Below are 21,429 nucleotides of genomic sequence, written 5' to 3'. Positions count from 1 at the left end.
CTGAGACCGCGTTCATTACACGCAATGCGCGTTGCTCAAAACAGGAAGTAGATGCTGGACAGGCCCTAACAGGACTGCTTTCGTTGCATGGCCGAGGCTTCAAGCGGAGAGAGTGCGTGTGCTCTATGGCATGCTCCGCCCCCATGATCGACATCGTGGTTTTTTTCTTCGTCCTGGGCGTGTTCGCGCGCCTCGTCAAAAGCGACCTGCGCCTGCCCGAGGCGCTGTACGAAACACTTTCCATCTACCTGCTGCTGGCCATCGGCCTGAAGGGCGGGCTGGAGTTGTCCAAGCAGCCGCTCGGCGTGCTCGGGCCGCAGGTGCTGGTGCTGGTGCTGCTGGGCTTCGCGATCCCCTGCCTGCTCTACCCGCTGCTGCGCCTGATGCGCCTGGGCTCCTCGGACGCGGCGGCGCTCGGCGCGCACTACGGCTCCGTGAGCGTCGTGACCTTCGCGGTGGTGACGGCCGAACTCGCCCGCCAGGGGATGAGCTACGAGAGCCAGGCGCCGCTGTGGGTAGCGGTGATGGAGGCGCCGGGCCTGATCGCCGGCATCCTGCTGGCGCGCATGTCGCGGCTCAAGGACGTGCGCTGGGGCGTGCTGATGCACGAGGTGCTGTTCGGCAAGAGCGTGCTGCTGCTGCTGGGAGGCCTGCTGATCGGGGCGATCGCCGGCGATGCGGGGATGGCTCCGATCAAGGCGCTGTTCGTCGACCCGTTCAAGGGCGTGCTGGCGCTGTTCCTGCTGGAGCTCGGCCTGGTCGCCGGCGCGCGGCTTGCCGAGGTGAGGCGCTTCGGCCTGGTGGTGCTCGTGGTGGGCCTCGGCGTGCCGCCGGTGCTGGCGCTGCTGGGCGCCGGCGCGGGGCTGATGCTGGGACTGAGCACCGGCGGCGTGGCCATTCTCGCGACGCTGGCAGCGAGCGCGAGCTACATTGCCGCGCCCACCGCGATGCGGCTCGCGGTGCCCGAGGCGAACTCGGCGCTGTCGATCACCGCAGCGCTGGGCATCACCTTTCCGTTCAACATCGTCGTGGGCGTGCCGCTCTACATCGAGCTGGCGCGCCGCCTGACCGCTTCCACCTTGCCGGGGGCCTGAGGATGAGCCTGATCAAACACCCTAAGCAGCTGCTCGTGATCATCGCCGAGGCGGTGCTGGAGAAGTCCCTCGTGCAGGACGTCAAGCGCCTGGGCGCGCAGGGCTACACCGTCTACGACGTGCGGGGCGAGGGCTCCACCGGCGGCGTACGCGAGGGCGCCTGGGAGGCGGACCGCACGATCGAGATGAAGGTGATCTGCGAGCCGGCGGTTGCCGACCAGATCGCCGAGCACGTGCTGCGCAACTACGCGCCGAACTTCGCCGTCACGATGTTCTTCGCCGATGTGGCGGTGCTGAGGCCGCAGAAGTTCTGATCCCGGGGCGGCGCTGGTGCTTGCGGCAGCACGCACCAGCGCGCGCATGAGCCGGAAATGAAAAAAGCGGCACGCCCCGAAGGCGTGCCGCTTTTTGCTGTCGCTGCTTGCGGGCGGAGTGCCCGCAAGACTTCAATCAGATGCAGTGCTCAGTAGCCGCTGCGGCCACCGCCGCCGTAGCCGCCGCCACCCGAACGGCCACCGCCGCCGCCGTAGCCGCCGCCACCCGAGCGGCCACCGCCGCCACCACCGTAGCCACCACCGCCGCCGCCGTAGCCGCCGCCACCCGAGCGGCCGCCGCCACCACCGTAGCCGCCGCCACCACCGCCGTAGCCACCGCCACCGCCGTAGCCGCCGCCACCCGAACGACCGCCGCCGCCGCCGAAGCCGCCCGGACGATCTTCACGGGGACGAGCCTCGTTGACGACGAGGGCGCGGCCCGACAGGGACTGGCCGTTCATGCCGTTGATGGCCGACTGGGCCTCGGCGTCCGTGGCCATCTCGACGAAGCCGAAGCCCTTCGAGCGACCGGTGTCGCGGTCCATCATCACCTTGGCGGAGGTCACTGCGCCGAACTGCGAGAACGCCTCGTTGAGGTCTTCGTCGCGAACCGTGTAGGGCAGATTGCCCACGTAAAGCTTGTTGCCCATGAGAGAGCCCCTTTCAATATCGATCCGTCATGGAGCTTCTACCCATCGTGAACCATTCAACCCTGAGCGCCGCATCCAAACCGTGAGTGGCCATTATGGTGTACGGCTTCGTCGGCGGGCGCCTGCCGGCGTCAAAAGTGTTGTTTCGGCGCCGCCCTTGAGGAAATTCCGCCTTTTCTGAGGCTTCTTCGCTCGATCTCGAGAGAAACTCCAAAGTTTCTTCTTGGAAGCCGCAGGTGCTGCGGCCTACTTTGTGCCCAGGGGCAATGCCGGCAGTCGTGCCGGCCGCAGGGGAAGGGCGCGCGCGGCCTCCGCCAGGCGCCGACGCCGCCGCCATCCCGCCCGATCCGGCATGGGACGGGCGCGGCGCGCACGGCGGCTTCGCGGCCCGCCCGGGGCCCCATGTCCATGTGCAGCGCAGGCCCGGCGCGCTCCCTACAATGCCCCGATGATCTCGCGCGAACCCACCCTCGAACGCCTGGCGGTTGCGAAGTCGCTGCTGCTGGACCCCTTCGGCCTCGACGAGGCGAAACTCGCCAACGCGCTTCGCGTGATCGGCGAGCACCGCATCGACGACGCCGACCTCTACTTCCAGTACACCCGCAGCGAGGGCTGGAGCCTGGAGGAGGGCATCGTCAAGAGCGGCAGCTTCGGCATCGACCAGGGCGTCGGCGTGCGCGCGGTGGCCGGCGAGAAGACCGCCTTCGCCTACTCCGACGACATCTCCGAGGCAGCGCTGCTCGACGCGGCGCGCACGGTGCGCACCATCGCCGCGGGCGGCCAGAGCCGCCGCGTGAAGGTCGCCGGGGCGCCGACGGTGGCCGGCAGCCGCGTGCTGTACGCACCGATGGATCCGATCGCGACGCTCGACAGCACGCAGAAGGTGGCGCTGCTCGAGCGCGTCGAGAAGATGGCGCGCGCGAAGGATCCGCGCATCGTGCAGGTGATGGCCGGCCTCGCGGGCGAGTACGACGTGGTGATGGTGGCGCGCGCCGACGGCACGATCGCCGCCGATGTGCGGCCGCTCGTGCGCCTGAGCGTGACGGTGATCGCCGAGCAGAACGGCCGCCGCGAGATGGGCTCGGGCGGCGGCGGCGGGCGCTTCGGCTTCGGCTACTTCCACGACTCGGTGCTTCAGGAGTACGTCGACGACGCGGTCAACGCGGCACTGACCAACCTCGAGAGCCGCCCCGCGCCGGCCGGCGAGATGACCGTGGTGCTCGGCCCCGGCTGGCCCGGCGTGCTGCTGCACGAGGCGATCGGCCACGGCCTCGAGGGCGATTTCAACCGCAAGGGCTCGAGCGCGTTTTCCGGTCGCATCGGCGAGCGCGTCGCGGCGCCCGGCGTGACGGTTCTCGACGACGGCACGCTTCCCGACCGCCGCGGCTCCCTCAACGTCGACGACGAGGGCAACGCCTCGCAGCGCAACGTGCTGATCGAGGACGGCATCCTCAAGGGCTACATCCAGGACTCGCTGAACGCGCGCCTGATGAAGGTCAAGCCCACCGGCAACGGCCGGCGCGAGAGCTACGCGCACGTGCCGATGCCGCGCATGACCAACACCTACATGCTCGGCGGCGACAAGACCCCCGAGGAGATCGTCGCGAGCCTCAAGCGCGGCCTCTACGCGGTGAACTTCGGCGGCGGTCAGGTCGACATCACCAGCGGCAAGTTCGTGTTCTCGGCGAGCGAGGCCTTCTGGGTCGAGAACGGCAAGATCCAGTATCCGGTCAAGGGCGCGACGATCATCGGCAACGGCCCGGACGCGCTCACACGCGTGAGCATGATCGGCAACGACATGCGGCTCGACACGGGCGTGGGCACCTGCGGCAAGGAAGGCCAGAGCGTGCCGGTCGGCGTCGGCCAGCCGACGATGCGCATCGACGGCATGACGGTCGGAGGCACCGCCTGAAAGGCGGGCGTTCGGCGAACCGCGCGCGACAAGAGGAGGGGCCTGCGGGCCCCTTTCTCTTTTGGGCGCGGCAAGGTGTCCTCCTTCCCGGCCCCCTGGCGTCGGGCTGCCGGGCCGGCACGGTCCCGGCTCGAAAGCGGCCAGCGTGAAGGATTCGGCGCCGCCTGCGAGAACTCGTGTCTTTTTGTTGCCCGGTGGCGGGGGGCGGGCTAACCTTGCCGGCCCGCCCGGCTCACCATGATGCAGGGCGCAGCGAACCTGTCCTGCCCTGAATGTCCGAACCCCCACTTTCCCCGGCCTCGCCCGGCGCACCGGTGCCGGCCGATCCTCAGCGGTCCCTGCAGGAGGGCCGCGGAGCCGAAGCGCGCCGGCTGCTGCACCAGTTGCGTGCCGCGCCGCCGGCGGCGCAGGCGGGACTGCGGCTGCAACTGCGCGACAACCTCGAAGCGTTCCGCGCCGCGCTGCTGGGGCGCTCCAGCCGGGTGCCGGAGGCGCTGCGCCACCACGCGGTGAGCCTGACGGAAGTGCAGTGGCTGCTCGATGCCTGGATCGCCGGCAGCGGAGGCGGGGACGAGGCGCAGCTTCGGCACGATTTCTTCGACGCGGCCTCGCGCCTGTTCGACGACGGGGACGAGGAGGCGCCCCTGCAGGCGCCGCGTCGCGCGCGCTGGTGGGCACGCTGGTGGACGGCCCTGAGGGGGCCGCGCCGCGCTGTCCCCGCGGACGGCAAGGACGAGGGCGCCGCGGCGCCGGCCCGTCCGCTGTGAACCGGGTGCGGCCCGCGCGCCACGGACAATGGGTGCGGACTTGACGGGGTCGCGGCCCCGCGTGCTACAGTGCCTTCATGCGTTTCGCTGCCTTCGCCTTCTTTTACTTTTGGTTCTCGCACCGCACCGGCGGAGGAGAGGCGAGCGCGTAGGCCAACAAGGCGCACACCGAATCCAGAAAACCGCCGGGGATCCCCCGGCGGTTTTTTTTTGCCTTCGGCCCGCGCGCCCTCCCATCACTGTCATCACGAGGAAGGAACCCTGCTCCATGAATGCCAAGTCCGCCACCGCCTCCGAGGGTTGGTATGCCAGCGTCGACAAGACCTCACAGACCGACGACGAAAGGATCAAGGCCGTGAACCCCTTGCCTCCTCCGGAGCACCTGATCCGCTTCTTCCCGATCCGCGGCACGTCGGTGGAGACGCTGGTGGCCGACACCCGGCAGCGCATCCGCAACATCATGACCGGGCAGGACGACCGGCTGCTCGTGATCATCGGCCCGTGCTCGATCCATGATCCGAAGGCGGCGCTCGAGTACGCCGCGCGGCTGAAGGCGCAGCGCGAGAAGTACGCTGACACGCTCGAGATCGTGATGCGGGTCTACTTCGAGAAGCCGCGCACCACGGTGGGCTGGAAGGGCCTGATCAACGACCCCTACCTCGACGAGAGCTACCGCATCGACGAGGGCCTGCGCATCGCGCGCCAGCTGCTGATCGACATCAACCGCACCGGCATGCCGGCCGCCAGCGAGTTCCTCGACGTGATCTCGCCGCAGTACATCGGCGACCTGATCGCCTGGGGCGCGATCGGCGCGCGCACCACCGAGAGCCAGGTGCACCGCGAGCTCGCCTCCGGCATCTCGGCGCCGATTGGCTTCAAGAACGGCACCGACGGCAACATCCGCATCGCCACCGACGCGATCCAGGCCGCGGCGCGCCCGCACCACTTCCTGTCCGTGCACAAGAACGGCCAGGTCGCGATCGTGCAGACCAAGGGCAACAAGGACTGCCACGTGATCCTGCGCGGCGGCAAGGCGCCGAACTACGACGCGGCCAGCGTCGGTGCGGCCTGCGAGGAGCTGGCCAAGTCCAAGCTGCCGGCGACGCTGATGGTCGACTGCTCGCACGCCAACAGCAGCAAGCAGCACGAGCGCCAGCTCGACGTCGCGCGCGACATCGCCGACCAGATCGCGCACGGCTCGCGCCAGGTCTTCGGCGTGATGGTCGAGAGTCATCTGCAGGGCGGCGCGCAGAAGTTCTCGCCCGGCAAGGACGACCCGGCCAAGCTCGAGTACGGCCGCAGCATCACCGACGCCTGCCTCGCCTGGGACGACTCGCTCCAGGTGCTCGACGTGCTGTCCGACGCGGTCAAGCACCGCCGCGGCTGAGCCCGGCGCCGAGGCCGCTCGCCCGCTGTGCAAGGGTGCGGACATGGCGTTTCGCAAGGGGCGTCATGGGCCGCAAGAGCGCTGGCAGCGGCCGGGCTGCGGCGCTGAAATGCGGCGATGCCGCCACCTTCCCTCGCCGCCCGGCACCCGCTTCCGGATCAGGGCAGGGCAGCCTCGGCCGCCGCGTCGGCCGTGCCGGCTGTCATCTCCCGGCCGGCCCGCTTCCTTTCGGCCCGCACTCTCCCATCGCCGGCCTCCGTGGCCAGCGGTTTCTCGTCGTTTTCCGCTATTTCTCGCCCCGTCTCCCCTTGCTAGCATCGCCGCGCAACCCTGGCAGAGGAGGCGAGGCATGCGTAGCGAGGTGATGGTGGAGTTCGGTCCCGAGGAACAGTTCCATCTGGGGCTCGACGGCGTCGCGCCGATGGGCAGCGAGGAGGCGCGGCGCTGGCTCGACGAGCAGTTCGTCGCGCTCGATTGCGAGCCGCTGCGCGCCACCGGCAAGGTGCTGCTGGCGGACAAGGTGCTGGCGGTGGCCAGCGCCGCGGGCGTCGAGAATTTCGCCAACCCGGCCTGGGCGCAGGCCTTCGCGCGTGCCGTCGAGGGCGCTCTGCAGAAGCCGCTCGTGCGGGTGGACGTTCCCGGCGTGACGGTCGCCTACTGAGGCGGGAAGGTCCCGCCGCTTCCCTGTAACCCCCGTAAAGGCCGGCAAAAGTGCTGGCAGGGGCCCTGCTCCCGAGGTGGAATGCCAGTCAGCATCCTCCGTTCGAGAGACCCGCCCCATGACCCCTCGCGCTTCGTCGTGCCGCTCCGTTCCCGCCACCGTCCCGGCCTCGGCGAGACGCTGGCGGACAGCCGGCTTCGCCCTGCTGGCGCTGACGGCGGCACTGGCCGTCCAGGCTCAGCAACCCGATTCCCAGCCCCTGCCTCCCGAGGCCGGGGCGATCGTGCGCGACGGGGATGCGAGCGGCCGCCTGCCCGACGACCCGACCGGGACGCCGCTGCCGCAGGGCGGGAGCACGGTCGAACGGGCCTTCGTGCGCTCGGATCTCGACGGCGACGGCCGGCTCACGCGCCAGGAGGCGGCACGGCTGCCGGCGATCAGCACCCGCTTCGACGCGCTCGATGCGGACGGCAACGGGCAGCTCGACCGCTCGGAGTTCGAGGCCGGCGCGTCCACCCCGCCCTGACTCGGGGCCGCAACACCCCGCGCCCCCCCGGCCGGGGCGTGCGGCCGCCGCCGGCCTCAGCGGCCGTCGCGCTGCAGCCGCTCGCTCTTCCAGTAGACGTCGTCGCCGCCGAGCCCGTCGAGGTTGGCTCGGTTGAGCACGCGCGCGAGCACGAACAGCAGGTCCGACAGGCGGTTCAGGTACTGGCGCGGCGCCTCGCGCACCGGCTCGCCGGCGCCGAGGCTCACGAGCGAGCGTTCGGCGCGGCGCGCCACCGTGCGGCAGACATGCGCGATCGCCGCGCTGCGCGTGCCGCCGGGCAGGATGAACTCCGCGAGCCGCGGCAGTTGCGCGTTGTGCTCCGCGAGCGCCTCGTCGAGCCGCAGCACCGCGTCCTCCTTCAGCAGCTCGAAGCCCGGCACCGAGATCTCGCCGCCGAGGTTGAAGAGCTCGTGCTGCACGGTGAGGAGCAGCTCGCGCACCGCCTCGGGCAGCGGCTCGGCGAGCAGCACGCCGATGTGCGAGTTGAGTTCGTCGACGTCGCCCATCACCTGCATGCGCAGGTGGTCCTTCGGGACGCGCGAGCCGTCGCCGAGACCGGTGGTGCCGTCGTCGCCGGTGCGGGTGGCGATCTGCGTGAGTCGGTTGCCCATGAATGCGGGATCCTGCTGGTGGGAAGGGGGCGCCGCGGGCATCCGCCGCACGGCGCCGCGGAGCGCTGCCTAGAATCATCGCATCGTAGTACAGGCGCCTTCCCGGCGCCGACACCGGAGACACCCGATGAATGCTCCCCTGCCCGCGCGGCTGCTGCCGCAAGCCGCCTCCCGTCCGGTGCCCGCCGCACTGATCGAGGCGCTCAAGGCGCGCTTCGGCGAGCGCTGCAGCACCGCGCAGGCGGTGCGCGAGCAGCACGGCCGCGACGAGTCGCCCTTCGAGGTGCGTCCGCCCGATGCGGTGGTGTTCGCCGAGAGCGCCGAGGAGGTCGCCGCGGCGGTGGCGCTCGCCGCCGCGCACGAGGTGCCGGTGATCCCCTTCGGCGTCGGCTCCTCGCTCGAGGGCCACCTGCTCGCGGTGCAGGGTGGCATCAGCATCGACCTCGGCCGCATGAACCGCATCGTCGCGCTGCAGCCCGAGGACCTGACGGTGACGGTGCAGCCCGGCATCACCCGCTCGCAGCTCAACACCGAGATCCGCCACACCGGCCTGTTCTTTCCGATCGACCCCGGTGCCGATGCGTCGATCGGCGGCATGGCGGCGACGCGCGCCAGCGGCACCAACGCGGTGCGCTACGGCACGATGCGCGAGAACGTGCTCGGGCTGCAGGTGGTCACCGCCTCGGGCGAAGTGATCCGCACCGGCACGCGCGCGCGCAAGTCCAGCGCCGGCTACGACCTGACGCGGCTCTTCGTCGGCAGCGAGGGCACGCTCGGCGTGATGACCGAGATCACGCTGCGGCTCTACCCGCTGCCCGAGGCGATCTCGGCCGCGATCTGCAGCTTCCCGTCGATCGACGCGGCGGTGCAGACGACGATCCAGACCATCCAGCTCGGCGTGCCGATCGCGCGCTGCGAGCTGCTCGACGCGCATGCGGTACGCGCCGTGAACCGCCATGACGGCCTGAGCCTGCGCGAGGGGCCGATGCTGCTGATGGAATTCCACGGCAGCCCGGCGGGCGTGAAGGAGCAGGCCGAGACGGTGCAGGAGATCGCGCGCGAGTTCGGCGGCGAGGACTTCCAGTGGGCGACCACGCCCGAGGAGCGCACGCGGCTGTGGACCGCGCGCCACCACGCCTACTTCGCCGCGCTGCAGAGCCGCCCCGGCTGCCGTGCCGTCACGACCGACGCCTGCGTGCCAATCTCGCACCTCGGCGCCTGCTTGGACGAGACGGTGGCCGAGGCCGACGCGGCGGGGCTGCCCTACTTCATCGTCGGCCATGTGGGCGACGGCAACTTCCACGTCGGCTACCTGATCGACCCGGCGGACCTGCGGGAGCGCGAGCTCGCCGAGCGCCTGAGCCACCAGGTCGTGGCGCGCGCGCTGCGCTTCGAGGGCACCTGCACCGGCGAGCACGGCATCGGCCTGCACAAGATGGACTTCCTCGTCGAGGAGGCCGGGGAGGGCGGGGTGGCGCTGATGCGCGCGATCAAGCAGACGCTCGATCCGCGCAACATCATGAACCCCGGCAAGATCTTCGCGCTCTGAGGGCCGCGGCGATGGAAGCGCTGCGCTGGGGCTGGGGGGTGGTGCACCGCAGCGTGCGCCGGGCGCTTGGGCTGCAGGTGACGGTGGACACGCCCGACCGGCGCGTGCTGGAGGGGCGGATCCTGCCGCACTACGCAGCGCGCGAGGACGTGCGCGAGGTGCTCTTCGTCGGCACGCGCTGGTACACGCAGCCCTACGAGCAGCTGTTCGCGCGCCAGCGCTACGTGACGCTCGAGATCGACCCGGACGCGGCCCGCTGGGGCAGCCGCACCGAGCACGTCACCGGCTCGGTGGCCGACGTGGCGCAGCTTTTCGCGCCGCAGCGCTTCGACGTCGTGATCTTCAACGGCGTGTTCGGCTGGGGCCTGAACGAGCGCAGCGAGGTCGAGCGCACGGTGCAGGGCTTCCAGCGCGTGATGCGGCCCGGCGGCGAGCTGGTGGTGGGCTGGAACGACATCGCGCTGCGCCGGCCCTTCCCCTTCGAGGAGGTGAAGGCGCTCGACGGCTTCGAGCGGTTCCGGTTCGCACCGCTCGGCGTCCCGGTCTGGCAGCACCCGGGGGGCACGCGCCATCGCTTCGAGTTCTTCCGGCGGCGCTGAAAAAGACCGCGGGGACCGGGCCGACCGGGCTGTCCCCGGTGGCGCCGATCCCCGCAGCAGGCGAGGGACGGGCGGTTCTCAGGCCGCCGGCGCCGCGGCGGTCCAGCGCCGCGTCGTGTGGCCGCGCGCGTCCACGCTCTCCAGGTGCACCGCGAAACCCCACAGCCGCGCGACGTGCTTGAGCACCTCCTGCGTGTTGTCGCCGAGCGGGCGGCTGTTGTGCTGCTGGTGGCGCAGCATCAGCGAGCGGTCGCCCCGCAGGTTCACGCTCCAGGCCTGCAGGTTCGGCTCGCGGCTGCCGAGGTCGTACTGGCGCGACAGCGCCTCGCGCAGGTCGCGGTAGCCGGCCTCGTCGTGGATCGCGCGCACCTCGATCTCGGGGTCGCTCTCCTCGTCGCGGATCGCGAACAGCCGGAAGTCGCGCATCAGCTTGGGGCTGAGGAACTGGCCGACGAAGCTCTCGTCCTTGTAGTTGCGCATCGCATGGTCGAGCGTCGTCAGCCAGTCGCTGCCGGCGATGTCCGGGAACCAGTGGCGGTCCTCGTCGGTCGGGCTCTCGCAGATGCGGCGCAGGTCGCGGTACATCGCGAAGCCGAGCGCGTAGGGGTTGATGCCGCTGTAGCCCGGATGCCCCACCGGCGGCTGGTAGACGACGTTGGTGTGCGACTTCAGGCACTCGACCATGAAGCCGTCGGCCAACTGCCCCTGGTCGTACATCGTGTTGAGCAGCGTGTAGTGCCAGAAGGTCGCCCAGCCCTCGTTCATCACCTGCGTCTGGCGCTGGGGATAGAAGTACTGCGCGATCTTGCGCACGATGCGCACCACCTCGCGCTGCCAGGGCTCGAGCAGCGGTGCGTTCTTCTCGATGAAGTAGAGCAGGTTCTCCTGCGGCTCGCTCGGGAAGCGCTTGGCCGTCTCCTCCTCGCTGTCGCGGCCGGCGCGACGCGGCAAGGTACGCCACAGGTCGTTGATCTGCTGCTGCAGGTAGGCCTCGCGCTCCTGGCGCCGCGCCTTCTCCTGCGCGAGCGACAGCTTCTGCGGGCGGCGGTAGCGGTCCACGCCGTGGTTCATCAGCGCGTGGCAGCTGTCGAGCAGGTCCTCGACCGCGTCCACCCCGTGGCGCTCCTCGCACTCGGCGATGTAGTTCTTCGCGTAGACCAGGTAGTCGATGATCGACGACGCGTCGGTCCACATGCGGAACAGGTAGTTGCCCTTGAAGAAGCTGTTGTGGCCGTAGGCGGCATGCGCGATCACGAGCGCCTGCATCGCCATCGTGTTCTCCTCCATCAGGTAGGAGATGCAGGGGTCGGAGTTGATGACGATCTCGTAGGCCAGCCCCATCTGGCCGCGGCGGTAGTGTTTCTCGGTCGCGATGAACTGCTTGCCGTAGCTCCAGTGGCGGTAGATGACGGGCATCCCGACCGACGCGTAGGCGTCCATCATCTGCTCGGCGGTGATGATCTCGAGCTGGTTCGGGTAGGTGTCGAGCTTGTAGCTGCGCGCGACCGCGTCGATCGCGTCGTGGTACTGGCCGATCAGCTCGAAGGTCCAGTCCGAGGGGCTGGGCAGCGGCTCCCGGACGCGCTTGGGTGCTTCGATCGTCATGCGGGGGTCCCCTCCTTGCGGAACAGCTCGCGGAAGACGGGATAGATCTCGTCGGCGCTCGCGACCTTGCGCATCGCGAAGTGCTTGTGGCCGGCCGCCAGGCGCATGTACTCGTCCCACAGGTTCTGCTCGGCCTCGGCCACCTGCACGTAGGCGTAGTAGCGCACCAGCGGCAGGATCTGGTTCTCGAGCAGCTCGCGGCAGCGGCCGCTGTCGTGGTGCCAGTTGTCGCCGTCGCTGGCCTGCGCGCCGTAGATGTTCCACTCGGCGCTGCTGTAGCGCGAGCGCACGATCTCGCTCATCAGCTGCAGCGCGCTCGACACCACCGTGCCGCCGGTCTCGGTCGCATGGAAGAACTGGTCCTCCGTGACCTCCTCGGCCTGCGTGTGGTGGCGGATGAAGACCAGCTCGATCTTCTCGTAGTGCTTGGTCAGGAACAGGTAGAGCAGCATGAAGAAGCGCTTGGACATGTCCTTGCGCGCCTCGTCCATGGAGCCCGACACGTCCATCAGGCAGAACATCACCGCCTTGGCGCTCGGCACCGGGACGCGCACCCGGTTGCGGTAGCGCAGGTCGAGCGGGTCGAGGAAGGGCACGTGCGCGATGCGGCGCTTGAGCACCTCGATGCGCTCCTCGAGGTCCGCGATCTCGCGGGGCAGCACGTCGGGGCTCTGGCGCGCGAGCTCGAGCCGCTCCTCGAGGTCCTTGAGCTCGCGGCGCATCGGCATGCCGAGCGCGATGCGCCGTGCCAGCGCCCCGCGCATCGAGCGCACGATGTGCAGGTTGGTGGGCGTGCCGTCGCTGACGAAGCCGGCACGGTGGCTCTTCCATTCCGGCACCTCGGCGAGCTCGGTGCGGATCAGGTGGGGCAGGGCGAGGTCCTCGAAGAAGACCCGCATGAACTCCTCCTTGGTGAGGTGGAAGACGAAGTCGTCCTCCCCCTCGCCGGAGTCGCTCGCCTGCCCGCGCCCGGAGCCGCCCCCGCCGCCTCCGGGCGGCTTGGGGATGCGGTCGCCCTTGACGTACTCGGTGTTGCCCGGGTGCACCGCTTCGCGGGTGCCGCCCTGGCCGTGGCCGAACACCGGCTCGGAGACGTCGCGCTTGGGGATGCGGATGTCCTCGCCCTGCTCGAGATCGCGGATGCCGCGCTGGTTGACGGCGCGGCGCACCGCCTCGCGGATCTGGTCGCGATAGCGGCGCAGGAAGCGCTCCCGGTTGCCGATCGACTTGTTCTTGCCCGACAGGCGCCGGTCGATGATCTGCTGGAACATCGGCATGTGTGTGTCGCCTTTCGCTTCTGAGCGGCCCGGCCGCTCAGGAGCTCTTGCGCACGCGCAGGTACCACTCGCACAGCAGGCGGACCTGCTTGGGCGTGTAGCCCTTCTGCACCATGCGGTTGACGAAGTCCTCGTGCTTCTTCTGCTCGTCGGCGCTCGACTTCGCGTTGAAGCTGATGACGGGCAGCAGCTCCTCGGTGTTCGAGAACATCTTCTTCTCGATCACCGTGCGCAGCTTCTCGTAGCTCGTCCACAAGGGGTTCTTGCCCGCGTTGTTGGCGCGCGCGCGCAGCACGAAATTGACGATCTCGTTGCGGAAGTCCTTCGGGTTGGCGATGCCGGCCGGCTTCTCGATCTTCTCGAGCTCGGCGTTGAGCGACGCCCGGTCGAAGATCTCGCCGGTGTCGGTGTCGCGGTACTCCTGGTCCTGGATCCAGTAGTCGGCGTAGGTCACGTAGCGGTCGAAGATGTTCTGGCCGTACTCGCTGTAGCTCTCGAGGTAGGCCGTCTGGATCTCCTTGCCGATGAACTCCGCGTAGCGGTGCGCGAGGTGCTCCTTCACGAAGGCGAGGTACTTCTGCTCCTGCTCAGCCGGGAACTGCTCGCGCTCGATCTGCTGCTCGAGCACGTACATCAGGTGCACCGGGTTGGCGGCGACCTCGGCCGGGTCGAAGTTGAAGACCTTGGACAGGATCTTGAACGCGAAACGCGTCGAGACCCCGTTCATGCCCTCGTCCACGCCCGCGTAGTCGCGGTACTCCTGCAGCGACTTGGCGCGCGGGTCGGTGTCCTTGAGGTTGTCACCGTCGTAGATCAGCATCTTGGAGAAGAGACTCGAGTTCTCCGGCTCCTTGAGCCGCGTCAGCACCGAGAACTGCGCCATCATCTTCAGCGTGCCCGGGGCGCAGGGCGCCTCGGCAAGCGAGGAGTTGCGCACCAGCTTCTCGTAGATCTTGATCTCTTCCGAGACGCGCAGGCAGTAGGGCACCTTGACGATGTAGATCCGGTCGAGGAAGGCCTCGTTGTTCTTGTTGTTGCGGAAGGCCTTCCACTCGCTCTCGTTGCTGTGCGCGAGCACCACCCCGTCGAAGGGGATGGCACCGAAGCCTTCCGTGCCCTTGAAGTTGCCTTCCTGGGTTGCGGTCAGCAACGGATGCAGCACTTTGATCGGCGCCTTGAACATTTCGACAAACTCGAGCAGGCCCTGGTTGGCCAGGCACAGGCCGCCCGAGTAGCTGTAGGCGTCCGGGTCGTCCTGCGAGTAGCTCTCGAGCTTGCGGATGTCGACCTTGCCGACGAGCGAGGAGATGTCCTGGTTGTTCTCGTCGCCGGGCTCGGTCTTGGCGATGCCGATCTGCTTGAGGATGCTCGGATAGCGCTTGACGACCTTGAACTGGCGGATGTCGCCGCCGTACTCCTCCAGGCGCTTGACCGCCCAGGGCGAGAGCACGCGGTTCAGATAACGGCGCGGGATGCCGTACTGCTCCTCGAGCAGCGCGCCGTCCTCGGTGGCGTCGAAGAGCCCCAGGGGCGACTCGTTCACCGGGCTGCCCTTGATCGCGTAGAAGGGCACCTGCTCCATGAGTTGCTTCAGGCGCTCGGCGATCGAGCTCTTGCCGCCGCCCACCGGGCCCAGCAGGTAGAGGATCTGCTTCTTCTCCTCCAGGCCCTGCGCGGCATGGCGGAAGTAGCTGACGACCTGCTCGATCGCGTCCTCCATGCCGTAGAACTCGCGGAAGGCCGGGTAGATCTTGATGACCTTGTTCGCGAAGATCCGCGACAGGCGCGGGTCGTTGCGGGTGTCCACCAGCGAGGGCTCGCCGATGGCCTTGAGCATGCGCTCGGCGGCGGACGCATAGGCCAGCGGGTCCCGCTTGCAGACCTCCAGGTATTCCTGCAGGGTCAGCTCTTCCTGCCGCGTGCGCTCGTAGCGAGCCGCGAAGTTGCTGATGACGTCCATCGCACACCTCCAAAGGTCTCAAATGGGTGTCGACTCACACTGGCTGCACCGTCGCCACCCTTGTGTTCTGCAGCCTCGACCACCGGTCTCCGCTGCCCCTTGCCACGTCCGAAAGTGCCAGCTCTTTCGAGCGTTGCTGTCACCATAGTGCAAAGAGCGTGCCCTGTGCGTGTGAAGCGGGCCCGGGGGCCCTTCACTGGGAGGGGTCTTGCACGGGAGGAGTTTCTCGGGATTTGCGCTGTCAACGTGCGCAGTGCCCGTACGTTCTGCGGCAAAGAGGGCCGCTTTGGTGCACGGGGGCGGCCGTGGGGCGGGCCGGGGCCGTTGAAGGTGCGCGGTGCGGCCGCAGCAGGCGCGGCGCGCAGGGCGCTCGCCCCCGGGATGGGGGGCGGCGATGCCGGGAAAGAGTGGCCCGGGATCTTCCCGGGGGAGGCCGCGGAGGGCCTGCAGAGGACGCCTGCAGGCGAGGGGGCTTCAGGCGGGCGCGAGGCCGAGCTTGTCGAGCAGCCCGTTGAGCTCCTCGAGCGAGCCGAAGGCGATCGCCACCTCGCCCTGCTCGCCGCGCCGGGTGCGCTTCTTCACGCGGATCTGCACCGCCGCCGTCAGCCGGTCGGACAGCTCCTCCTCGATGCGCACGATGTCGCGCGACTTCGGCGGCTCGGCGCGCGGCGACGGCTGCGTGCGGCCCTCGGCCATGCGCGAGGCCAGCTTCTCCGCCTCGCGCACGCTGAGCTTCTTCGCGACGATCTCGTTGGCGCCGAGGATCTGCTGCGCGGGCTCCAGCGGCAGCAGCGCACGCGCATGGCCCATGTCGAGGTCGCCGGCCATCAGCATCTGCTGCACCGGCTCGGCGAGGTTCAGCAGCCGCAGCAGGTTGCTCGCGGCGCTGCGCGAGCGGCCCACCGCCTGCGCCGCCTGCTCGTGCGTCAGGCCGAACTCGACGACGAGGCGCTGCAGGCCCTGCGCCTCCTCGAGCGGGTTGAGGTCCTCGCGCTGGATGTTCTCGATCAGTGCCATCGCGGCGGCGGCCTCGTCGGGCACCTCGCGCACCAGCACCGGCACCTCCTCGAGGCCGGCGAGGCGCGCCGCGCGCGAGCGGCGCTCGCCGGCGATGATCTCGTACCTCGCGCTGCGGCCGCGCCCGCCGCCGATCGGGCGCACCAGGATCGGCTGCATGATGCCCTGCGCCCTGATGCTCTCGGCGAGCTCGTACAGCGAGCCCTCGTCCATGCGCGTGCGCGGCTGGTAGCGGCCGGGCTGGATCTGCTCGAGCCGCAGCGTGCTCGGCGCGCCTTCGGCCGCCGCGGCGGCGTTCGGCGCATCGCTGACTTTCGGGCCGAGCAGCGCCTCGAGGCCGAGGCCGAGGCCCTTGGGTTTCTTGGTCGCCATGGTGTGTCGGGTGTCCTTGGAAATTCAGGAGGCTCGCTGCACGAGTGCGCGCAGCATCTGCAGGCCCTCGGGCCAGTCGCCGAGGCCGGAGTCGCCGTTGAGGTGGCCGCGCGGGCCGAGCGCGACGAAGTCCGCGCCCCAGTCGGCCGCGAGCCCGGCGGCGCGGGCGAGTTCGCAGTAGGGGTCGTCGCTGCTCGCGAGCACCGTGGCGGCGAAGGGCAGGCGCGGGCGGCGCATCGGGCGCCAGTTGAAGAGGTTGGGCGGCAGGTCCTCGCGCTCGGTGTCGGGCGGCGCGACCAGCAGCGCCGCGCGCACGCGGTCGGTGTGCCGCGAGTGGTCGGCCCAGCTCGCGACGAGCTGGCAGCCGAGCGAGTGCGCGACCAGCACCGCCGGGCGTGCGTCTTCCTGCAGCACCTCGTCGAGCCGCGCCATCCAGTCGCCGCGGCGCGGCCAGTCCCAGTCGGCCTGCTCGACGCGCACGAAGCCGTGCTGCTGCTCCCACAGCGTCTGCCAGTGCCCGGGGCCGGAGTCCTGCCAGCCGGGCAGCAGCAGCACGCGCAGCGACGCGTCGATCACGGGGGGGCTTGCGTTCATCGCCTCACATCCGGCGCACGCGCTCGACCATCTCGCGCGCGAAGTCCACGTAGGCGAGCGCGCCCTTGGCGTTCGGGTCGAACACGACGCCGGGCTGGCCGTAGCTCGGTGCCTCGGCCAGGCGCACGTTGCGCGGGATCACGCTGTCGAACACCTTGTCGCCGAAGTGCTGGCGCAGCTGCTCGCTGACCTGCTGCTGCAGCGTGATGCGCGGGTCGAACATCACGCGCAGCAGGCCGATGATCTGCAGGTCGGGGTTCAGGTTGGCATGCACCTGCTTGATGGTGTTGACGAGGTCCGACAGGCCCTCGAGCGCGAAGTACTCGCACTGCATCGGCACGATTACGCCGTGCGCGCTCACGAGGCCGTTGAGCGTCAGCAGCGACAGGCTCGGCGGGCAGTCGATCAGCACGAAGTCGTAGTCGGCGTCGGCGGCCTGCAGCGCGCTCTTGAGGCGGCGCTCGCGGCGCTCGAGCTCGACGAGCTCGACCTCGGCGCCCGACAGCTCGCGGTTGGCGCCGAGCACGTCGTAGCGCCCATGCTCGGAGCGCGCGCGCGCCTCGGCGACCGACGCCGACTCGAGCAGCACCTCGTAGATGCTCAAGGCGAGGGTGCGCTTGTCGATGCCGGAGCCCATCGTCGCGTTGCCCTGCGGGTCGAGGTCGACGAGCAGCACGCGCTGGCCGACCTGGGCGAGGCCGGCGGCGAGGTTCACGGCGGTGGTGGTCTTGCCCACGCCGCCCTTCTGGTTGGCGACGCAGAAAATCTTGGCCATGTCGGTTCGGGTTCTGTTTTCGGTTGCGGAAGGCCGTCGCTCGGGGGGCGGCATTCAGGGGAAAGCGGGGCCGGGCGCGGCGGGCTTCGCCGGGCCGCCGTCGCAGCGCATGCCCCTGCGGGGCGCCGGGGTCGGGATTCTCGGGCGGTCGGCGGAGGGCATCGGGAGCTCCTGGGCGTGCGGCCTCTTCGTGGCCTTGCTCATTGCGTGCCGAGGCGCAGGCCGAAGGCGATCAGCGCGACGCCGGCCAGCCGCTCGAGCCAGCGCGCCAGGCGCCGGTGCGCGCGCACCTTCTGCGCCACCGCCTGCGCGAAGGCACACAGCAGCAGGCAGTAGGCGAGCGTCAGGGCAGCGATCGTCGCCGCCATCACCGCGAAGGTGAGCAGCCCGCGATGCTGCGCCGGGTCGATGAAGAGCGGGAAGAAGGCCATGTAGAACACGATCGCCTTCGGGTTCAGCAGCGTGATCAGGAAGGCTTGGCGCGCGTAGCGGCGCGGCTCGATGCGGATCGGCGAGGCGCCGCCCTCGCGCGTGCGCAGCAGCTGCACCCCGATCCACGCGAGGTAGGCGGCGCCGGCCCACTGCACCGCGTGGAACAGCGTCGGGTGGGCCTTCAGCAGCGCGGCGATGCCCGCCACCGCCAGCCACAGCAGCACCTGGTCGCCGGCGATGAGGCCGAGCGTCGCCGCGGCGCCGGCTCGAAAGCCGCCCTTCGCGGTCGAGTTCAGCAGCGCGAAGGTGCCCGGCCCGGGCAGGGCCAGGAAGACGAGGATGGCCGCGCAGTAGGCGCCGAAGTCCGCGATGCCGAACATGGCGGGAGCCGGGGCGGGGGGTCAGCCGGCCGGGCGCAGCCACACGAGGCAGCGCTGCGCGTCGAGCCGGGGCACGGCGAGCGGCTCCACCTGGAGCACGCCGACGTCGGGGGGCAAGGCGGCAAGTTCGTCGTCCGGCACGCGGCCCTTGAACGCGAGCCAGACGCCGTCGGCGGCGAGGTGCTCGCGCGTGAGCGCGACGAAGTCGTGCAGCGACGCGAAGGCGCGCGAGGTGACGACCTGCGCCGCCGCGGGCTGGAGCTGCTCGACGCGCGCATGCTCGGCGCGCAGGTTCGGCAGGCCCAGCTCGGCCGCGGCCTGCCGGATGAAGATCGCCTTCTTCGCCACCGTGTCGACGCAGGTCACCGAGAGCTCGGGACAGGCGATCGCGAACACGACGCCCGGCAGTCCCGCGCCGCTGCCGACGTCGAGCACGCGCGCCGGCGCTCCCTCGGTGTGGCGGCGTAGCGGCGCGACGCCGGCGAGGCTGTCGAGCAGGTGCTGCGACAGCATGTCGGCGGGCTCGCGCACGGCGGTGAGGTTGTAGACGCGGTTCCAGCGCGCGATCAGCGCGAGGTAGGCGAGCAGCTGGCCGACCTGGCGGTCGTCCAGCGCGAGCCGGAGCTGGAGCAGGCCCTCGCGCAGCGGGGCTTCGAGACGCGCGACTTCGGGGGGCAGGGCGGCGGACAAGGCGGCACTCGGTCGGTGGCGAAAAATCGATTATCGACGCTCCGCCGCCCGCCGAGGCCGCACCGGCCGCGCCTCAGGCGGTTTCGCGTGCCGTTGTTGGCTCGGCGGCGCCGGCCTCGAAGCCCTTGAAGCGGCCCTTCTTCAGGTGCACGAGCAGCAGCGAGATCGCCGCCGGCGTGATGCCGGAGAGGCGCGAGGCCTGGCCGAGCGTGGCCGGGCGGTGCTTCGCGAGCTTCTGGCGCACCTCGTGGCTGAGCGCCGTGACCTGCGCGTAGTCGAGCTCGGGCGGCAGCGGCATCTGCTCGTAGCGCGCCGCGCGCTCAACCTCCTCGTTCTGCTTGTCGATGTAGCCGGCGTACTTGATCGCGATCTCGACCTGCTCGATCACCTGGTCGGCGAGCGCCTCGCCGAGCTCGGCGCGCAGCGTGGCGCGCGACGCGGTCGGCGCCTCGCTGCCCTTGGCGCGCTGCGCGATCGCGTCGGCCTCGGCGGTGACGTCGAAGCTCACGCCGGGACGGCGCAGCAGGTCGGCGAGGCTGTACTCGCGCTCGAGCGCCTTGCCGACGAGCCGCTCGGCCTCGGCCGCGGGCAGGATGCCGGGGTGGACCCAGCTGCTCTTGAGGCGCTGTGTTTCACGTGAAACGGCGTCGCGCTTGCGGTTGAACGCGGCCCAGCGCATGTCGTCGACGAGACCGAGCTCGCGGCCGATCTCGGTCAGGCGCATGTCGGCGTTGTCCTCGCGCAGCTGCAGCCGGAACTCGGCGCGGCTCGTGAACATGCGGTAGGGCTCGGACACGCCCTTCGTGATCAGGTCGTCGACCAGCACGCCCAGATACGCCTGGTCGCGCCGCGGCGTCCAGGGCTCTCGCCCCTGCGCCTGGAGTGCCGCATTCAGGCCGGCGAAGAGGCCCTGCGCCGCCGCCTCCTCGTAGCCGGTGGTGCCGTTGATCTGCCCGGCGAAGAACAGGCCCCGGATCGCGCGCGTCTCGAAGCTCGCGCTGAGCGCGCGCGGGTCGAAGTAGTCGTACTCGATCGCGTAGCCCGGGCGCAGGATGTGCGCGTTCTCCAGGCCCGCCATCGACTGCACCGCGGCGAGCTGGATGTCGAAGGGCAGCGAGGTGGAGATGCCGTTCGGGTAGAACTCGTGCGTGGTCAGCCCTTCCGGCTCCAGGAAGATCTGGTGCGAGTCCTTGTCGGCGAAGCGGTTGATCTTGTCCTCGATGCTCGGGCAGTAGCGCGGGCCCACGCCCTCGATCACGCCGGTGAACATCGGGCTGCGGTCGAAGCCGCTGCGGATGATCTCGTGCGTGCGCTCGTTGGTGTGCGTGATCCAGCACGGCACCTGGCGCGGGTGCTGCGACGCGTCGCCGAGGAAGCTGAACACCGGCACCGGGTCGAGGTCGCCCGGCTGCTCGGCGAGCTTGCTGAAATCGATGCTGCGGCCGTCGATGCGCGGCGGCGTGCCGGTCTTCAATCGCCCTTGCGGCAGCTTCAGCTCCTTCAAGCGCGCCGACAGGCTCACCGCGGGCGGGTCGCCCGCGCGGCCGGCGGCGTAGTTCTGCAGCCCGACGTGCACCTTGCCGTCGAGGAAGGTGCCGGCGGTCAGCACTACCGCGCGGGCGCGGAAGGCGAGGCCGATCTGCGTGACGGCGCCGACGACGCGCTCGCCCTCGACCAGCAGGTCGTCCACCGCCTGCTGGAACAGCCACAAGTTCGGCTGGTTCTCCAGGCGCCGGCGGATCGCGGCCTTGTAGAGGATGCGGTCGGCCTGCGCGCGCGTGGCGCGCACCGCCGGCCCCTTGGAGGAGTTGAGGATGCGGAACTGGATGCCGCCCTCGTCGGTCGCGGCGGCCATCGCGCCGCCGAGCGCATCGACCTCCTTGACGAGGTGGCCCTTGCCGATGCCGCCGATCGAGGGGTTGCAGCTCATCTGGCCGAGCGTCTCGATGTTGTGCGTCAGCAGCAGCGTCTTCACCCCCATGCGCGCGGCGGCGAGCGCCGCCTCGGTGCCGGCATGGCCACCGCCGACGACGATCACGTCGAATTCCTTGGGAAACAGCATCTTGCACTCCGGAAGTGGGCGCCGCGAAAAGAATGGGAAGGCCTGCGGCAGGCAAACCGGTCATTTTAGTTGGCGGCCTTGCTCCTGACGTCGGCAGGGACAGCCCCTGCGCGCCGCGCGGACGGCCGGTTACGGGCGATACACGCGCTTGCCGGAAACCGGGCTTTCCCGGTC

At 70.1% G+C, this 21,429-nt stretch carries 20 protein-coding genes; 9 read left to right on the top strand and 11 right to left on the bottom strand.

Going from position 1 to position 21,429, the window contains the following annotated elements:
* Positions 1-143 precede the first annotated feature (143 nt).
* The gene (locus tag D3A59_RS13980) at positions 144-1,094 is read left to right on the top strand and encodes a sodium-dependent bicarbonate transport family permease (RefSeq protein ID WP_119155552.1); all 951 of its coding nucleotides are present in this window, start codon (positions 144-146) and stop codon (positions 1,092-1,094) included.
* A gap of 2 nt (positions 1,095-1,096) precedes the next feature.
* On the top strand, positions 1,097-1,408 hold the full coding sequence (locus D3A59_RS13975) for a P-II family nitrogen regulator (RefSeq protein ID WP_119155551.1): 312 nt from the start codon (positions 1,097-1,099) through the stop codon (positions 1,406-1,408).
* A gap of 149 nt (positions 1,409-1,557) precedes the next feature.
* Here the strand turns inward: D3A59_RS13975 and D3A59_RS13970 are convergent, their stop codons facing one another.
* On the bottom strand, positions 1,558-2,058 hold the full coding sequence (locus D3A59_RS13970) for an RNA recognition motif domain-containing protein (protein WP_119155550.1): 501 nt from the start codon (positions 2,056-2,058) through the stop codon (positions 1,558-1,560).
* A 448-nt stretch (positions 2,059-2,506) separates the two neighbouring features.
* Here D3A59_RS13970 and tldD point away from each other — a divergent pair, with 448 nt between their 5' ends.
* From tldD to D3A59_RS13945, 5 genes are all read left to right on the top strand, one after another.
* Positions 2,507-3,970: a metalloprotease TldD gene (tldD, locus tag D3A59_RS13965; RefSeq protein WP_119155549.1), complete on the top strand. Its 1,464-nt coding sequence runs from the start codon at positions 2,507-2,509 to the stop codon at positions 3,968-3,970.
* Between the two features lie 314 nt (positions 3,971-4,284).
* Positions 4,285-4,737 (top strand): hypothetical protein, encoded by a 453-nt coding sequence (locus D3A59_RS13960; RefSeq protein ID WP_119155548.1) that lies wholly within the window; start codon positions 4,285-4,287, stop codon positions 4,735-4,737.
* A 268-nt stretch (positions 4,738-5,005) separates the two neighbouring features.
* Positions 5,006-6,124: a 3-deoxy-7-phosphoheptulonate synthase gene (locus D3A59_RS13955; protein ID WP_119155547.1), complete on the top strand. Its 1,119-nt coding sequence runs from the start codon at positions 5,006-5,008 to the stop codon at positions 6,122-6,124.
* A gap of 349 nt (positions 6,125-6,473) precedes the next feature.
* Positions 6,474-6,785 carry a hypothetical protein gene (locus D3A59_RS13950; protein ID WP_119155546.1) on the top strand — a complete coding sequence of 104 codons (312 nt, stop codon included), beginning with the start codon at positions 6,474-6,476 and terminating at the stop codon, positions 6,783-6,785.
* Positions 6,786-6,903: 118 nt separating this feature from the next.
* Complete coding sequence (locus D3A59_RS13945; RefSeq protein ID WP_119155559.1) at positions 6,904-7,311, top strand: EF-hand domain-containing protein; 408 nt, start codon at positions 6,904-6,906, stop codon at positions 7,309-7,311.
* Between the two features lie 56 nt (positions 7,312-7,367).
* On the opposite strand, the gene D3A59_RS13940 is transcribed toward D3A59_RS13945, so the two are convergent.
* On the bottom strand, positions 7,368-7,943 hold the full coding sequence (locus tag D3A59_RS13940; protein WP_119155545.1) for a cob(I)yrinic acid a,c-diamide adenosyltransferase: 576 nt from the start codon (positions 7,941-7,943) through the stop codon (positions 7,368-7,370).
* Between the two features lie 127 nt (positions 7,944-8,070).
* On the opposite strand from D3A59_RS13940, the gene D3A59_RS13935 reads away from it, so the two are divergent.
* Positions 8,071-9,492, top strand: a complete 1,422-nt coding sequence (locus D3A59_RS13935; protein WP_119155544.1) for an FAD-binding oxidoreductase — start codon at positions 8,071-8,073, stop codon at positions 9,490-9,492.
* A gap of 11 nt (positions 9,493-9,503) precedes the next feature.
* Entirely contained in the window at positions 9,504-10,091 is a 588-nt protein-coding gene (locus tag D3A59_RS13930; RefSeq protein WP_119155543.1) for a methyltransferase domain-containing protein, read from the top strand.
* A gap of 78 nt (positions 10,092-10,169) precedes the next feature.
* On the opposite strand, the gene D3A59_RS13925 is transcribed toward D3A59_RS13930, so the two are convergent.
* The 9 genes from D3A59_RS13925 to mnmG all read right to left on the bottom strand — a co-directional run bounded on the left by D3A59_RS13925 (position 10,170) and on the right by mnmG (position 21,255).
* On the bottom strand, positions 10,170-11,696 hold the full coding sequence (locus D3A59_RS13925) for a SpoVR family protein (RefSeq protein ID WP_119155542.1): 1,527 nt from the start codon (positions 11,694-11,696) through the stop codon (positions 10,170-10,172).
* Positions 11,693-12,973: a YeaH/YhbH family protein gene (locus D3A59_RS13920; RefSeq protein WP_119155541.1), complete on the bottom strand. Its 1,281-nt coding sequence runs from the start codon at positions 12,971-12,973 to the stop codon at positions 11,693-11,695. Before D3A59_RS13920 ends, D3A59_RS13925 begins: the two co-directional genes overlap by 4 nt.
* A gap of 37 nt (positions 12,974-13,010) precedes the next feature.
* Entirely contained in the window at positions 13,011-14,933 is a 1,923-nt protein-coding gene (locus D3A59_RS13915) for a PrkA family serine protein kinase (protein ID WP_119155540.1), read from the bottom strand.
* 474 nt (positions 14,934-15,407) lie between these two features.
* Positions 15,408-16,322 carry a ParB/RepB/Spo0J family partition protein gene (locus D3A59_RS13910; RefSeq protein WP_119155539.1) on the bottom strand — a complete coding sequence of 305 codons (915 nt, stop codon included), beginning with the start codon at positions 16,320-16,322 and terminating at the stop codon, positions 15,408-15,410.
* Positions 16,323-16,346: 24 nt separating this feature from the next.
* Positions 16,347-16,916 (bottom strand): RBBP9/YdeN family alpha/beta hydrolase, encoded by a 570-nt coding sequence (locus tag D3A59_RS13905; protein WP_119155538.1) that lies wholly within the window; start codon positions 16,914-16,916, stop codon positions 16,347-16,349.
* 4 nt (positions 16,917-16,920) lie between these two features.
* On the bottom strand, positions 16,921-17,691 hold the full coding sequence (locus D3A59_RS13900; protein ID WP_119155537.1) for a ParA family protein: 771 nt from the start codon (positions 17,689-17,691) through the stop codon (positions 16,921-16,923).
* Between the two features lie 200 nt (positions 17,692-17,891).
* The gene (locus D3A59_RS13895; RefSeq protein ID WP_119155536.1) at positions 17,892-18,503 is read right to left on the bottom strand and encodes a LysE family transporter; all 612 of its coding nucleotides are present in this window, start codon (positions 18,501-18,503) and stop codon (positions 17,892-17,894) included.
* A gap of 21 nt (positions 18,504-18,524) precedes the next feature.
* Positions 18,525-19,193 (bottom strand): 16S rRNA (guanine(527)-N(7))-methyltransferase RsmG, encoded by a 669-nt coding sequence (gene rsmG / locus D3A59_RS13890; RefSeq protein WP_240636057.1) that lies wholly within the window; start codon positions 19,191-19,193, stop codon positions 18,525-18,527.
* A gap of 73 nt (positions 19,194-19,266) precedes the next feature.
* Complete coding sequence (gene mnmG, locus D3A59_RS13885) at positions 19,267-21,255, bottom strand: tRNA uridine-5-carboxymethylaminomethyl(34) synthesis enzyme MnmG (RefSeq protein WP_119155535.1); 1,989 nt, start codon at positions 21,253-21,255, stop codon at positions 19,267-19,269.
* Between the last annotated feature and the right edge of the window lie 174 nt (positions 21,256-21,429).

It is taken from the genome of Caldimonas tepidiphila, from assembly GCF_003569765.1.
GTDB classification, from domain to species: Bacteria; Pseudomonadota; Gammaproteobacteria; order Burkholderiales; family Burkholderiaceae_C; genus Caldimonas; species Caldimonas tepidiphila.
The sequence above is the reverse complement of the archived record's forward strand: the minus strand, read 5'-3'. Positions and strand labels throughout refer to the sequence as shown.